Annotated in this window: 14 protein-coding genes; 1 reads left to right on the top strand and 13 read right to left on the bottom strand. The window is 28.7% G+C overall.

The genetic code is table 11. The features are described 5' to 3' along the window. Positions 1–99: 99 nt before the first annotated feature. From E6771_RS04870 to ligA, 8 genes are all read right to left on the bottom strand, one after another. Positions 100–1,200, bottom strand: coding sequence for an SIMPL domain-containing protein (locus E6771_RS04870; RefSeq protein WP_316090014.1), 1,101 nt, complete (start codon positions 1,198–1,200; stop codon positions 100–102). A 157-nt stretch (positions 1,201–1,357) separates the two neighbouring features. Continuing rightward, complete coding sequence (locus E6771_RS04865; RefSeq protein WP_316090013.1) at positions 1,358–1,747, bottom strand: hypothetical protein; 390 nt, start codon at positions 1,745–1,747, stop codon at positions 1,358–1,360. A gap of 10 nt (positions 1,748–1,757) precedes the next feature. Continuing rightward, positions 1,758–2,567, bottom strand: a complete 810-nt coding sequence (locus E6771_RS04860) for an undecaprenyl-diphosphate phosphatase (RefSeq protein WP_316090012.1) — start codon at positions 2,565–2,567, stop codon at positions 1,758–1,760. 14 nt (positions 2,568–2,581) lie between these two features. Beyond that, the gene (gene rfaD, locus E6771_RS04855; protein WP_316090011.1) at positions 2,582–3,580 is read right to left on the bottom strand and encodes an ADP-glyceromanno-heptose 6-epimerase; all 999 of its coding nucleotides are present in this window, start codon (positions 3,578–3,580) and stop codon (positions 2,582–2,584) included. Positions 3,581–3,603: 23 nt separating this feature from the next. Beyond that, positions 3,604–4,434, bottom strand: a complete 831-nt coding sequence (locus E6771_RS04850; RefSeq protein ID WP_316090010.1) for a PHP domain-containing protein — start codon at positions 4,432–4,434, stop codon at positions 3,604–3,606. Between the two features lie 91 nt (positions 4,435–4,525). After that, positions 4,526–5,266, bottom strand: coding sequence for a hypothetical protein (locus E6771_RS04845; protein ID WP_316090009.1), 741 nt, complete (start codon positions 5,264–5,266; stop codon positions 4,526–4,528). Positions 5,267–5,287: 21 nt separating this feature from the next. Next, a complete protein-coding gene (gene secA, locus E6771_RS04840; protein ID WP_316090007.1) occupies positions 5,288–7,975 on the bottom strand; it encodes a preprotein translocase subunit SecA in 2,688 nt (895 codons plus the stop codon). Between the two features lie 100 nt (positions 7,976–8,075). Beyond that, positions 8,076–10,175: an NAD-dependent DNA ligase LigA gene (ligA, locus tag E6771_RS04835; RefSeq protein ID WP_410054665.1), complete on the bottom strand. Its 2,100-nt coding sequence runs from the start codon at positions 10,173–10,175 to the stop codon at positions 8,076–8,078. Between the two features lie 123 nt (positions 10,176–10,298). On the opposite strand from ligA, the gene E6771_RS04830 reads away from it, so the two are divergent. Beyond that, the gene (locus E6771_RS04830; RefSeq protein WP_316090006.1) at positions 10,299–11,915 is read left to right on the top strand and encodes a putative manganese-dependent inorganic diphosphatase; all 1,617 of its coding nucleotides are present in this window, start codon (positions 10,299–10,301) and stop codon (positions 11,913–11,915) included. Between the two features lie 29 nt (positions 11,916–11,944). Here the strand turns inward: E6771_RS04830 and E6771_RS04825 are convergent, their stop codons facing one another. From E6771_RS04825 to E6771_RS04805, 5 genes are all read right to left on the bottom strand, one after another. After that, a complete protein-coding gene (locus tag E6771_RS04825) occupies positions 11,945–12,922 on the bottom strand; it encodes an aromatic acid exporter family protein (RefSeq protein WP_316090005.1) in 978 nt (325 codons plus the stop codon). 109 nt (positions 12,923–13,031) lie between these two features. After that, positions 13,032–13,421: a PTS transporter subunit EIIB gene (locus tag E6771_RS04820; protein WP_316090004.1), complete on the bottom strand. Its 390-nt coding sequence runs from the start codon at positions 13,419–13,421 to the stop codon at positions 13,032–13,034. Positions 13,422–13,484: 63 nt separating this feature from the next. Continuing rightward, positions 13,485–14,525 carry a tRNA 2-thiouridine(34) synthase MnmA gene (gene mnmA, locus E6771_RS04815; RefSeq protein WP_316090002.1) on the bottom strand — a complete coding sequence of 347 codons (1,041 nt, stop codon included), beginning with the start codon at positions 14,523–14,525 and terminating at the stop codon, positions 13,485–13,487. Beyond that, positions 14,518–15,456: a potassium channel family protein gene (locus E6771_RS04810; RefSeq protein ID WP_316090001.1), complete on the bottom strand. Its 939-nt coding sequence runs from the start codon at positions 15,454–15,456 to the stop codon at positions 14,518–14,520. The genes mnmA and E6771_RS04810 overlap by 8 nt, the downstream gene beginning before the upstream one ends. Then, on the bottom strand, positions 15,443–16,165 hold the full coding sequence (locus E6771_RS04805) for a biotin--[acetyl-CoA-carboxylase] ligase (protein ID WP_316090000.1): 723 nt from the start codon (positions 16,163–16,165) through the stop codon (positions 15,443–15,445). The genes E6771_RS04810 and E6771_RS04805 overlap by 14 nt, the downstream gene beginning before the upstream one ends. Between the last annotated feature and the right edge of the window lie 5 nt (positions 16,166–16,170).

Below are 16,170 nucleotides of genomic sequence, written 5' to 3'. Positions count from 1 at the left end.
TATAATTTATATTTATATATTAAAGCATTTTTCTGAACTTAGCAAGTATAAAAAAGAAAGAGATTAAATTATAAGATACATTCAATCTCTTTTACATATTTATTTAATTTTATTTATTATATCAAAACTAGCAGATACCCTTGCTGTTATTTTCATTTCTTGTGCAGCTGAAAATGGTATATCTGTAGATTCCATTGCTTTTTCTTCCATAAAATATGAAGCATTTATACTTCTTTGATTCATCATAACTGCTGGAGCTGGAAGCGGCATATAATCTCTTCCATTTTGTGTCCTATCCCAAATAGTTACATCTCCAAGCTCATATCCTCTATTCTTTATTATAACCCTTGCTTTTTCATATAAATTATTCATAGCTTTTTCATAAGCTTCCATTGTAGCTTTTGTTCTTAATTCTTCTGAGATATCATAAATCATACTTCCTGGATTTTTTATTCTCAAAGTTTCACACTTTTTTAATAATTTTCCCATATCTACTGATGATTTCATCTTCACTTTAAAAGCATGAGTTATTGTATAAGTTTTTTTCTTTTCAGTTTCTTTTGTTTCCTGCACATTGTAGTTAAAGATAGATACTTCTTGAACACCTAATTTTTTCAATGAAGATTCTATTCTGTCATATTTTTCTTTTGCTAGCTTTCTTGAAACCTCTCTGTTTTTATCAAAAGATTCTATTACAAAATAAAAGTTTTTCCTATAATCACTATTTATATTTTTCAATTCTATAATATTCTCTTTATTTAATACATCTGTTACAGAATAAAACCTATCATTTTCCATAGTAATAATTACCTGAAAAGTTGTTTTATATATATTTGATTTTTCATCTTTAAATTTTTCTTCTACTTTTTCTCCTTTAGAATATCTTGAAGTCTCAATATCATTCTCTTTAACTCCTATTGAAAGAAGATATTTTTTTAGTTCATTCATAGATTTTGCATTTTCTTCTGATGCTTTTTCTAAAGTATCTGCTTCTGTCATAAGTTCAAAATTAGTTATTATTATATCTGGCTTTACTATTATTTCCCCTGCCCCAGAAATATCATTTATTTTTCCAGTTACAATGTATTCTTTTCCATATTGTAATCTTTCCCTCTCTAAAATATTACTCTCTGTTGGTATTGAATAAGCTGTTCCAGTTAAAAGAAAAGCAAATGAAAATATTAAAGTTTTTTTATACATACTGCCTCCTGTTAAAATTAAAATATAATAGAAATTATACCAAATTGTCTTCAAGCATTATATTTAAATTTTATCATTTTTATATACATATTACAAACCTTATAATATTATTTTCAAATAAAAAAGGAAACTACTTTTCTAGTTTCCTTAATTCATATTATTCTCTATTTTTAAGTATACTTTCTCCTACCTTTACTTGTTCATCAAGGTGTTTTCCAAATTTATAGAGTTGATAATAAGTTTTAATAGTAGGTGTTCCCTTCCTTATACTTCCTATATGAAACTCTATCATTTCCTTAGGATTTTTCTTTCCATTAGCTTCAAAAGTTTTATATATTTTTGTTAATTCTATTATTTTATTTTTAGTTTCTTCTGATATCTTTCCATTATTTAAAAGGTCATCAAATTTATTCATATTATTTCCATAAAATATAGAATAATTTTTAAATGAAGATATATTTGCCTGTTTAAAGTAGGATACTCCTATAAAATTAACCATAGCTGCTGCTATAAAAATAAAAGATAGGACAGAAATTATTTTTTTCATTAAATCACACTCACATAAATACAAAGAATAACACTATTATTCCCAATATTATTCTGTATATTCCGAAAGAAACAAAGTCTCTCTTTTTTATATACTGCATAAACCATCTAATAACAAGATATGCCACAACAAAAGAGACTACTGAACCTACCCCTAGTAACTGCCACTCAATAGGAGAAAATTTAAGTCCATTTTTCATAAGTTTTAATAATGTAGCTCCAAACATAGTAGGTATTGCAAGAAAAAAAGAAAATTCTGTTGCTACTCCTCTTGAAAGTCCTAAAAGTAAACTCCCTATAATGGTGGCTCCTGATCTTGAAGTTCCTGGAATCATAGCAAGGCATTGAAACAATCCAACTGTAAAAGCTGTTTTATATCCTAATTTTTGAAATGAATCTATATGTGCTACACCATTATAACATTTTTCTACAACTATAAGAATAATTCCATAAAATACTAATGTCATAGCTACTACAACTACATTTCCCATAAAATATTCAGAAATATAGTCATCTAAAAGAAGTCCTATAACAGCTGCTGGAAATACTCCTACAACTACTTTTGCCCAAAGTCTAAATCTTTGGACAAATACTTCTCTTTCTCTCACAAAAGGATTTATATCTTTCCAAAAATATATAACTACTGCAAGTATTGCTCCTAATTGAACTATTATTAAAAAACTATCCATAAAATTTTTAGAAAAAAAACTGCTGTTTATAAATTTTTCAACTAATATCATATGTCCTGTACTACTTACAGGAAGAAATTCTGTCATACCCTCTACTATTCCTAAAATTATGACAATCAAAAATGGGTTCATCTAATTTTTTCCTCCTATAAATATGGATCTTCTTTTGCCATATAATTTTGTACATAATCTTTTATTCCATCTTCTAATGAATAGAATTTTTTTGTATATCCTGCTCTTTTTATTTTTTCCATAGTTGCTTGAGTGAAATATTGATATCTCCCTCTCAAATCTTCTGGCATAGGAATAAATTCAATTACATCTTCTTGAACAAGTTCAGAATTATTAGAAACTGCTCTCATTGTTGCCATAGATAAATCCAAGAAACTTCTGGCTTCTCCAGTTCCTATATTATATACTCCAGATTCTATTTTCTCTGTCAATAGGAAATAAAGAATATCAACTACATCTTTTAAATAAACAAAATCTCTTAATTGTTCTCCATCTTTATATCCCTCTTTATGAGATTTAAAAAGCTTTACTCCTCCATTTTCTTTATACTGATTAAATGTATGAAATACCATTGAAGCCATTCTTCCTTTATGATATTCTTGTGGTCCATACACATTAAAAAACTTAGTTCCTGCCCATTGTTTAGGAGCTATTTTTTGTTTAAATGCCCAGTCATCAAATATCTTTTTAGAATATCCATATTTATTCAATGGCATAAGTTTTTTTAATTCCTCAGGCTCTACATCATCATTATATCCAAGCTCACCAGCTCCATATGTTGCTGCTGATGAAGCATATACATAGTTTATCTGTCTTGCTGCACAAAACTCCCATAGTTTTTTGCTGTATCCATAATTATTTGACATAAGATAGTCTGCATCTTTCTCTGTAGTTGCAGAGCAGGCTCCCATATGTAAAACTCCTGTTATTTTTTCAGCATTTGCTGGATTTGAAAGCCATTCAAAAAGATCATCTCTGTCTACCCAGTCAGCATAATCTCTTTTTCTTAAATTAAGCCACTTTTCTTCTGTTTTGAATTTATCAACTACTATGATATCATTGATTCCCATTTCGTTTAATTTCCAAACGAATGCACTCCCTATCATTCCAGCTGCTCCAGTCACTATAATCATAATTTCCTCCTGTATATTAAAAATTACCTACTGTTTCTCTCTTTTATTAATCTGAATTGCGAATATTCTAATCCTGTATCTCCTATTTCTATTCCTTCTCTATTAGCTCCATGAAAGTCTGAGCCTCCAGTCACTAAAAGAGAATGCCTCTTTGCCATTTTTTTATATTTTCTTTTTTCTGAAGGAGTAAAAGTACCATATACTGCCTCTAATCCTCCTAGTCCAATTTTTTTTAATTCCAGTATCATATTTTCTAATAATCCATCATTTTCTGTAATTAATTTAGGATGTGCCATAGATATAAAAGCCCCATTTGCATGAAGCATTTTTACTGCTCTTTCTGGTGGAAAATTTTCTTTTGGCACATATGCAGTACCTGTTTTTCCAAGATATTTTTCAAAAGCATCATTTTTAGAAATAGCTGCTCCTATCTCTACAAGATAATTTGCTATATGAACTCTACTGATAATATTTCCAGGAGCCATATTTTTAACTTTTTCTATATCAACCACTATACCACATTTTTTTAGTTTTTCCACTACTTTTTTATTTCTATCTTCTCTTGCTTTTTTTAACTCTTCAAGTTCAGCAAGAAATTTCTCATCATTAAGATTAAGAAAATATCCCAGTATATGCACTTCTAAATTATCAACATTACATGATATCTCTATTCCTTGTATAAACTCAATCCCAATTTCAGCAGCTGTTTTTTTTCCTTCTTCCAATCCATCTATTGTATCATGATCTGTTATAGATATACTTTTCATTCCAAGAAACTTTGCTCTTTTTACTACTTCTTCTGGTGTGAAAGTTCCGTCAGAAGCTATAGTATGTATATGCATATCCACTTCCATAAACCTTCATCTCCTTATCTTTTACCAAAGAAAGGCGTCTATTTCCCACAGACGCCCCACCTTTTTTCTTAATATTATATTCTTTTTCTAATTAGTTATCCCATTTATCTAATTTTGAAAAATATTCAGGATAAGCAATATATAATGCTTTTGCATTTATATTATTTTTTTCTATAGCACTCTTATTAACCTTTGCATTTATATTAGCTATTTTTATCATTCTTTCAGAAACTTCTCTATTATACCATACTTCTGTAGAGAAAAATTCATCTCTTTTGATAAATTTATTAAGAAGTTTTCTCAGTTGTTTAGTATCTTTTTCATTAAGGTCCATTTGTTTTGAATATTCAACTATTTTATTCCATTCATCTTCAGTAGCAACTACATCTTTAATATGATTGGATGGATTTTGCATTCTAACAAATGATTCCCTCACCATTTTATCAACTAATCCTTTCGGATCCTTGATATTTTCATTATCTAAGAAAAACTTTCTAGGCATTTTTTTATTATATTTTGTTACCAAACTTAAAAATTGATCATATTCATCATCTGTTATCTCAGTTGCATCCTTTTTCTCTAAAGATAGTAAAAATTGAAAATCTTTTTCGCTCATTTTTCCAGTTTTTCTCAGATATATAATAGGATTTTCATCTCCATACCAATCTTCAATAAGTGCTTCTCCCTCAATAACATTAATTATAGTCTTATCCCATTCTTTAGCTGAAGCTTTTGTAATATTATACTTTTGTTCTAAAGAGCCCCCTTTTTCCATAGAGCTGCAAGAAATAAAAAGCATTGAAATTAATAAACCTAAAATTAATTTTTTCATTTAGTTCCTCCTAATTTTTGATTATACTCTTCCACAACAGTTTTTATATTTTTTTCCGCTTCCACAAGGACAAGAATCATTTCTTCCTATTTTATCAGAAGTTCTTGGCTGATTACTATCCTCTTCTTCTTCCTCTGTATTATAATTTACTTTGTCCAGTGGTTCTTCTTTTACTTTTAACTCTTCTTCTTCTGGACTTTTAATTATGACTTTAAATAAAAATGAAGTTGTTTGTTCTTTTATTGTTTCCAGCATTTTCTCATAAAGTTCTCCAGAAAGAAGTTTATATTCTACTATTGGATCCCTTTGCCCATATGCTCTTAAATAGATTCCTTCTCTTAACCCATCCAATGATTTTAAATGTTCTCTCCATCTTGAATCTACTACTTCAAACAATATATATTTTTCAAGCCTTCTCATTAGATCAGAACCTATTCTATTTTCTTTCTCATCATACTCTCTTACAATCCCATTATACAATTTTTCAGCATAATTTTCTATACTCATAGATTTATATTCAGTTAAATCCTTTATTTCATATCCATATTTTTCACGTAGAAATTCTGTAAGCCCTGTAATATCCCAATCATCTTTAAACTCTCCAACAAATCTTGTTATTACTTGTGAATGAATAGTATCTTTAAGCATATGTAAAACTGTTTCTTTAAGATCATCTTTTACCATAGCTTCATTTCTGCTTGCATAAATAGCTGTTCTTTGCTTATTCATAACATCATCAAACTCAAGAAGATTTTTTCTGATTCCAAAGTTTCTAGATTCAATCTTATTTTGTGCGTTTGCTATTGCTTTATTAATCATTGAGTGAGTAATAGGCTCTCCTTCAGGAAGTCCCAATTTCTCCATTACCATTTTCACTCTGTCTGAACCAAATAGCCTCATTAAATCATCTTCAAGAGATAAATAAAATTCTGATTCTCCAGGGTCTCCCTGTCTACCTGATCTTCCTCTTAATTGATTATCTATCCTTCTAGATTCATGTCTTTCAGTTCCAAGAATAAATAATCCCCCTTGTTCCATAACTTTTTCTCTTTCAGCTTCACATTGTATTTTATATTTCTCTAATATTTCATTATAATTTTCAGCATCTCTGCTTCCTATTTCTTCTATAGCAAGGAATTCAGGATTTCCTCCAAGCATTATGTCGGTACCTCTACCAGCCATGTTAGTAGCAATAGTTACACTTCCAAATCTTCCAGCCTGTGCTACTATTTCTGCCTCTTGGGCATGGAATTTAGCATTCAATACATTATGAGGTATCTTTCTTGCTTTAAGAAGTTCAGAAAGATCTTCAGAACTTTTTATTGAAATAGTTCCTACAAGTACTGGTTGTCCTTTTTTATGCAATTCTTCTATTCTATTTATTATTGCATCTATTTTTTCTTTATGTGTTTTAAAGACTAAATCTGGATGATCATTTCTCATTACTGGTTTATTTGTAGGAATAACCACGACTTCCAATCCATACGTATGTACAAATTCTGCTGCTTCAGTTTCAGCAGTACCAGTCATTCCTGATAATTTTTTATACATTCTGAAATAGTTTTGAAGTGTTATTGATGCAAGAGTTTGATTTTCTCCAGCTATATTTACTCCTTCTTTCGCTTCAATAGCTTGATGGAGTCCATCTGAATATCTTCTTCCTTCCATAGCTCTTCCAGTGAATTCATCTATTATTATTACTTGTCCTTCTCTTACTAGATAATCTCTATCCCTTTTGAAAAGTTCCTTAGCTTTTAAAGCTTGATTCAAATAATGAGTAAGTTCTACATTTTCTGGTGAATAAAGGTTATCTATTTTCAATAATTTTTCAACTTTTGTTACCCCTTTTTCAGTAAGAACAATATTTTTAGCTTTTTCATCAACTTCATAATCTCCCCATTTTTCAGCAGGAATATTCATTTCTTTTTTAGCTTTTACATCTTTTATTCCTTCAGTTTCATAACTTCTACTCAGCATTGAAACTATTTGATAGAATATTTTGTACCATTTAATAGATTCAGTAGCAGCACCTGATATAATAAGTGGTGTTCTTGCTTCATCAATCAAGATAGAGTCAACCTCATCCACTATACAGTAGTTAAGTTCTCTTTGAACTCTTTCTTCTATGCTTCCTACCATATTATCTCTCAAATAATCAAAACCAAATTCAGAATTTGTTCCATATGTAATATCACTATTATATGCTTGTTTTCTCTGGTCTGTTGATATACCATTCAGTATTACTCCAGAAGAAAGTCCAAGAAAATCATAAACTCTTCCCATCATATCTCTATCTCTGGCAGCAAGATAATCATTTACAGTTATTATATGTACCCCTTTTCCAATAAGAGCATTTAAATATACAGGACATGTTGCTACAAGAGTTTTTCCTTCTCCTGTCTTCATTTCAGTGATTTTCCCTTCATGAAGTACTATTCCTCCAATAAGCTGTACATCATAATGTCTCAACCCCAGCACTCTCTTAGATGTCTCTCTTACAGTTGCAAATGCTTCTGGTAAAATATCATCTAAAGTTTCTCCTTTAGCTAATCTTTCCTTAAAATATGCAGTTTTTTCCCTTAACTGCTCATCAGTAAGTTTTTCAAAATCAGGTTCAAGCTGATTGATAACATCTACTATCTTTCTTATTCTCTTTATTTCTCTATCATTTTTAGTACCGAATATCTTTTTTAACAATTCTCCTATCATTTACAATTTTCCTCTCTTCAAATTATTATTCTGACACTTTATCAAGATATATGCTACCATAAATCTTCTCGATAGTCAATTAAAGGTACTTGTTTTTATATTAATTTTTATTGTTATTCTTACATATTTCAATAAATTCTTCCTCTGTAAGAATCTTTACAGTTCCTAATTCTTGAGCTTTTTTTAATTTGCTTCCAGCCTTTTCTCCAATAATAAGATAATCAAGATTTTTACTCACTGCTGCTAGATTCTTTCCACCAAGTTTTTCTATTTCCTCTTTTATTTCTTCTCTTTTAAAATTTTTAAGGGTTCCTGTAAAAAGAAAAGTTTTTCCAGAAAATATTTTATTAGCTTTTTCTTCTTCATCTTTTTCTTCCATAGCAAACTGTAGCCCATGATTTCTTAATATATTTATAAGCTCAATATTTTCTTCTTCTCTAAAAAAATCATATACAGCTTTTGCTCCTTTATCACCAATTCCATCAATTTCCATCAACTCTTCTATTTCCATTTTCATTAAATTATCTATATTTCTACTTGCTTCTGCTAAAAGTTTTCCAGAATATTTTCCAATAAAAGGTATTCCCAAAGCATAAATCACTTTTGAATAATCTCTTTTTTTACTTGCTTCAATTGAATCTAAAAGATTCTCTACACTCCTTTTTCCCATTTTTTCTATATTTTCAAGATCTTCTTTGTGATCTTTTAAATCATATATATCTCCAACATTTTTTATAAATCCTAGCTCCAGCATTTTTTCTACCATTTTACTTCCAAATCCACCTATATTCATAGCATCTCTTGATACAAAATATTCTATTCTTCCTTTTATTTTTCCTGGGCAATTTGGATTAGTACATTTTATATCTACTTGTCCCTCTTCCCGTGCAACTGGACTTCCGCATACAGGACATTTATCAGGTTCAGTTATCAATTCTTCACTGCCATTTCTAAATTCTTTTATTGATTTTACTACCTGGGGGATTATTTCAGCAGCTTTTTCTATAAATACTTTATCCCCTATCCTTATATCTTTTCTTTCTATTTCATGAAAATTATGAAGACTAGCTCTTTTTACTTTGCTTCCAGATAACAAAACTTCTTCAAGTTCAGCAACTGGAGTAACTTTTCCAGTTCTTCCTACCTGCCATGTTATTCCCAATAAAGTAGTTGTTACTTGCTTGGCAGGAAATTTATAGGCTATAGCCCATCTTGGACTTTTGGTAGTATTTCCAAGTTCATCCCAGAAATCAAGATTATCCACTTTTATTACCATTCCATCTGTTTCATAATCCAATTTTTCTTTTTCCTGTTCCCAATAATCTATTCTTTTTTTCAAAGCAGGAGCTGTGTCTAAGACTTCACATACTCCTGTAGTTTTTATCCCTAAAGACTCCATGTATTTTATACTTTCACTATGAGTTTGTATCCCATAATTTTTAGCATCCACTATAAAATAAAAATAAGAATCCAAACCTCTTTCCTTTATTATACTGGCATCAATTTGCCTAAGTGTACCACTTGCAGCATTTCTAGGATTAGCAAAAACTTCTTCTCCTGCTTCCATTCTTCTTTCATTCAAGCTTTCAAATTTACTTATAGGAAGAACTATCTCTCCTCTTATCTCCATATCCAATGGTTCTTTCAATATATGAGGAATAGTTTCAATTTCCATGATATTTTCTGTAACATCTTCTCCTATTGCTCCATCACCTCTAGTTACTCCTCTCACAAGTTTTCCTTTTTCATATTGAATACTTATGGAAAGACCATCTAATTTTAATTCAAGAGCATATTTTATATTATCTTCTTCTGGGAGAAGCTTTTTAATTCTATCTATAAAATCTCCTATTTCCTCTTCATTATATGTATTAGAAAGACTTAACATTGGCTTTTTATGAGTTACTTTCTGAAATTTGTTCTCTCTAAGATTTGAAGCTCCCACTATAACTGTAGGTGAAGCTTCACTTTTATACTCTGGATATTTTTCTTCCAAATCTTTAAGTTCATTCATCAATGTATCATATTCTATATCAGAAATAAGGCTCTCATTATTTGTATAGTAATATTGGTTGTATTTTAAGAGATCTGCTCTCAGTTTCTCTATTCTCTCTTTATCTGTTTTCATGTCATTCTCCTCAAAAAAATTTAATTTCATTTCTTTCATTATTTCTACTCCAATTTTTGATTTAATTATCATATTTTTATATTGACATTATATCATTTTTCCAAAGATTTTTTAAAAATATTATTTGTTCATATAATAAAAAAATGTTAATATATTTGAAACAGCAATTTAAGAAAAATAAGGAGGTTTTTTCACATGGAGCCTATTTTAATTTTTGGACATAGACATCCAGATACAGATTCTATCTGTTCTTCAATTGCCTTAGCTGAACTAAAAAAAGAGATGGGAATAAATGCTATTCCTTACAGACTTGGTGATATAAATAAAGAAACAGAATATGTCTTAAAATATTTTGGTGTAAAAGTTCCTAAGCTTTTAAAAACAGTAAGTGCACAAATTTCTGATTTAACCAGAGTAGAAAAAAAGACTTTATCAATAGATGATTCTTTAAGGTCAGCTTTGGATATAATGACTGTGGAAAACTTCTCAAGTTTACCAGTAGTAGATGATAGGAAGCAGCTTAAAGGTATGATACATATCTCTGATATTGCTAATACCTATCTTAACCTTGAACATTCAGATCTTTTTGGCAAATATAAAACAACATATGAAAATCTAAAGGATGTTCTTGACGGAATAATTGTAAGTGGTAATTATCCAAGTGGAGTTATCAAAGGAAATTTAAAGTCTGTATCTGAACTTGAAAATGTTACTTATGGAGATATAGTTGTCACTACATCTATGGCAGATGGAATTGACAGATCTATCAAAGCTGGAGCAAAGGTTATAATAGTCGCCTGCGACGAAGATGATTTTATTAGTCCAAGAGTAACTTCTGACTGCGCTATTATGAGAGTTCATGCTAATCTTTTCAAAACAATAAGTCTTGTAAGTCAGTCACTTTCATTATCATCTATAATGAATAATACAAAATTTTATTCCTTTAAAAAAGATGATTTTCTCCATGATATAAAAGATATAATGAAAGAGGCAACACAAACTAATTTCCCTGTTACTGAAAAAGATGGTACTGTATATGGAACTATCAGAACTAAAAACCTTATTAATTTTACAAGAAAACAAGTTATTTTAGTTGACCATAATGAAAGAGCTCATTCTGTAGAAGGATTGCAAGATGCAAAAATACTACAAGTTATTGATCACCATAAATTTGGAAATTTCATTACAGATGAGCCTGTGAAAATAAATGCCGAAATAGTAGGATGTACTTGTACTATAATCTATGAATTATTTAGAGACGCAAGAATCACTCCTTCTAAAGAAACTGCTGGACTTATGATGAGTGCTATTCTTTCAGATACCCTTATGTTTAAATCTCCTACTTGCACTCAAAAAGACATAGATACAGTTAAAGAACTTGCTCTTATATGTGAAGAAGTTGACTATGAAGAATATGGAATGAATATGCTTATAGCAGGAACCTCTCTTGCTAATAGATCTCCATATGAAATATTAACTACCGATATAAAAGAATTTTCAATGAATGGAATAAATATGGGAATAGCTCAAATAAATACTGTTGATGTAGCAGGACTTTTAAACAAACAATCAGATCTAGAAAAAGTTATGAAGGAAATAAATAAAAATTCTGGATTTTCAATGTTTATTCTTATTATTACAGATATAATAAAATCTGGTTCATATGCTATGATAGCAGGAGATTTTCCTGAACTTATAGAAAGAGCTTTTAATGTTCAACTGGAAAATAATCTCACATGGTTGGAAGGTGTAGTTTCGAGAAAAAAACAAATAGTTCCCTTCCTTATGGCTGCAAGTCAAAGTTTAGAATAATTTACCAAAGAGTGGTTCACAAACCACTCTTATATTTTCTTTTCTCCATCTAATGTATATTTTTTCATAAAATCTTTTTTGACTTCAAGAAACTCTTCTATGTCACCAAAAAACTGTAATAGTACTGCTCTACTTTCAAATTCTACCCTACTTTTTGGAAGAGGCATATTTTTAAATTTCTCTCTTAAAATATCTAATTCTTTCAATGCTTCTATATAAAGTTTGTCTACCCCAACTGAACTTCCTACTTTTCTTGTAAATTCTGAAACTATAAATGTATGTTCACTGCTTATGAAAAAATTATAAAAATGTCTTCTCATTCTTACTAAAATTTTATATTGAGCCCTCTTCATTTCAAAAACTTCTATTTCATATCTTGAACCATAAAATAAAGCATTGTTATAATCTTTATATGCTAAATCCCTTCCTATATCTAACTCTCTTCTCAAATCCTTAAATATTTTGTCTTCATCAACAAATATAGCTCCAGTTATCAATTCATCACTCATATAACTGAGAATTTTTTTCATAAAATTATCTACATTTTTTTGAGTATATTTTATTTTTTTAGTCACATCAGGCATATATAAGTTTAAAATTATGGCTATCAATGCTCCAAGAACCAATATTAATATTTCATTTGATAAAATTTTTAAAGACAGATTTTTTTCAGTAAGAATATGTGTTGCAAGAACCACTGTTACTAAAAAACCTTGAAATAAATTAAATCTTAAACATACTGGCATAAATATTAAAATGAAAAGCCCAAATACAAAAGGTGTGTATCCCCAAAAATAAAAAAATATTGCTGCTATAAAAAGTCCTATAAGAGACGCAATAAATCTTTCTACAGCTATTTTTACTGATTCTTTTTTTGTTGTCTGTATACTTATTATTGTGACTACACCAGCTGTTACTCCATATCTTATTCCCATAATTTGTGCTAGATATATGGATAAAAACGTTCCAAATGCAGTTTTTATAACTCTATGGTCAAAATAATTCAAAATATCCCTCCTTTAAACTTTTTCCTTATATTTTTATACCTCTAAAAACTTATTTTTCTTTTTAATAGCTTACTATATTTTTTCAAGTAAAAAAGGCGGATGCTCCGCCTTATTTATTTTTCTCCCTTATATCATTTATTTCTTCAGCTAATTTTTCAGCCTTCAATCCAATTATAATATGAATTTTTTTATCAGTTAACTTTATAACTTTATGAGCACCTAAAACAGTTATTCTCTTTTCATCCAATAGAGAACCATCCTTCATTATCACTCTTATTCTTGTCATACAGGGATCTACACTTATTATATTTTTTTCCCCACCTAAAGCTTTGATGTATAGTTTTCCCATTCCTGAAAATTTTTTTTCTTCAAGCTTATCTAAATCAACACAGTTTACTCTTTTTACTTTAGTGATTAGTTTATATTTTCTGATAATTACTGTTGCTATGATTATTATAATTATTCCAATTATCCAATATAACCACTTGGTCGATTCCATAATTCTCCCCCTTATTAATTAATCATCACCTATAATATAACGATTTTAATAAAAGTTGTCAAGTTATGATATTATTCCACCACCTAATACTAAATTTTTATAATATAAAACTAAATGTTGTCCAGGAGCAGTTTGTGGACTCTCTTCATCAAATTCAAAAAAAAGCTTTTCATTTTCAAATAAAATTTTTCCATTTGTACCAAAACTCGAAAATCTAGGTCTTCCAATAATATTCTTATCCAAAATATGAGTTATTTTTACAGATAATTTATATTTCTTTAATTCCACTCTTTTTTTATATAGTTCTTCATATTCTCCAATAGTTATTTCATTTTTTTCTTTATCAATTTTTGTTATAAAATATGCTCTTGGAAGTTTCAATCCTAACCCTCTTCTTTGTCCAATTGTATATAATTGGTATCCTTCATGTTCTCCAATAATCTTTCCAGTTTTATCTACAAACTTTCCTTTTTTTATACTGTCTCCTAAATGTTTTCTGAGAAATTCTATATACCCTTTTTTAGCAAAACATATTCCTTGGCTATCTTTTTTATCGTGAACTTCTAAACCAATGTTTTTTGCTATATCTCTTATCTGTTTCTTTTCATAAGAATGAAGTGGGAACAAGAGCCTCGATATCTTGTTATTATCTAATCTATACAACATATAGCTTTGATCTTTTCTTAGATCACAGGAAACTTTTAAAAGAGTAGTTTTGAATTCATTTGAGTATTCTACAGAGCTGTAATGTCCAGTAGCTACAAAATCTGCTCCCTCTTTATCTGCAATTTCAAAAAGAATTCTCATCTTTACTCTTTCATCACAAATAATACATGGAGAAGGAGTTACTCCCTGAGAATATCCTTCTAAAAAGTCATCTATAACCTCTTTCTGAAATAATTCTTTTATATTTATAGTTTTGTGTTCTATATCAAGAGAATGACATATCCTTTGAGCAGTTTTTATCTCTTCTTCAAGAGCTTCTTCTCTCTTATGGTTTAATGTTACACCTATAACTCTATAGCCTTTTTTTTTCAAAAGATATGCTGCTACAGAAGAATCAACTCCTCCACTCATTCCTATTATTACTTTTTTTCTATTCATTACTTTTTTCTCCTGAATCATCTGTTCCTTTTATTTTAACTTCATCATCTTTTTGATTTATTTGAAAATTTAATATCCCTGAACTTAAAGTTATTCCCAAAGAAAAATTTAAAAGAAAGATTCCTGTCAATGCTTCTATAATAACGAAAAATTGTCCCAAAAATTTTATTGGATATATGTCCCCATATCCTAAAGTTGTTAATGTTACAAAACTAAAATATATATGTTTAAAATAAAAATATAAAGTGGTATCAACTCCATCCATTCCACGAAAAGCCTGTCCATTATAATAGATATTTATCACAGAATAAAGTGCTCCAAAACTTATTCCCAATGTAATGTATGTCATTAAGGTAATTATTACATCACTACTTTTAACTTTTCTTTTTCTAAAAATCATATCAGTCACACAATATTTTATAAGCACAATGTGACTGGTAAAAAGAAGTATTATATTTACAAAAAAAACTAGAAAATAAACATCCTCATATTCATTACCTATTTTTTCTATATTAAGTCCAAAAATAATTATAGTTATAGGAATACATACAATATAGTAAAGTATTAGTATTATTGCCTTTAATGCTCCATCTTTAAAAATAAGATTTTTTCTTCCTATAACAATTATTGGAAATATATTCACAAAAAGTACTGGAATTTGTTTAAAAGTCTGAAAGTTTAATTTAAATATATTTATGGATTTCATACTGCATAGCTGGGATATTATAGGAAGAAAAACAGATATAGCTATTGTCATTTTTATAAGAAAAATTATAAAATCATAATTTTCACTTTTTTTAGCTATATCTATTATCATTTTCATCTTGGATTTGAAATCAAGATTTTTTTTTATAATATCTACTACATAGCCAAGATCTAGATCTTCAGTGAGCATTCTAAATAACTTTTCTTTTATATTAATCAATTTCATTTTTCACCCTTTTTATATGCACTTCCCCAATATCAAAAAATCTTTTCTCTCCTGATATCTCTACTTCCAATCTCCCATCTTGAGCTATCTCATTAACTTTTCCAGTAACAATTTCATTTGTCCTTGCAATATTTACTATTTTATTTTTAAGATAGTTTTTATTATTTATTTCATCCAATATATATTTCCATTCTCCATCACAAAACTTCTTATAATATTTTTTAAATTCATCTATTACAGCAAATATTATATCATCTACTATATAATTTCTTCCTGTTTTATTTTTTAAGGATATAGCTACTTCATTGACTATTCCCATTTCTTTATTATTTACATTTATTCCTATGCCTATGATAAAAAAATTATCTATTTTTTCTACAAGTATCCCTGAAAGTTTTTTATCATCTAAATAAACATCATTTGTCCATTTAAATTTTAAGTCTAGTTCTTCTATTCTTTTAATTCCTCTTAATACAGAAATCCCTATAACAAGAGGCAGCTTGAAATACTCTTCTGCTGAAATGTCCTTATCAACTTTTAATGAAAAACTGAAGAGAGCCATTCCTTTATTGGAAAACCAGTTATTTCCTCTTCTCCCTCTCCCTTTAGTTTGAATTTCAGCTATTACTAAATCAAACTCTTGAATATCTTTTTTATTTTTAAGATAATCATTTGTAGAATCTATGCTTTCAAATCGAAATATTCGCATATTTC

Source organism: Fusobacterium sp. (assembly GCF_032477075.1).
Lineage (GTDB): Bacteria > Fusobacteriota > Fusobacteriia > Fusobacteriales > Fusobacteriaceae > Fusobacterium_A.
Note: the sequence above shows the minus strand (reverse complement) of the source record. Positions and strands in the feature narration are given on the sequence as shown.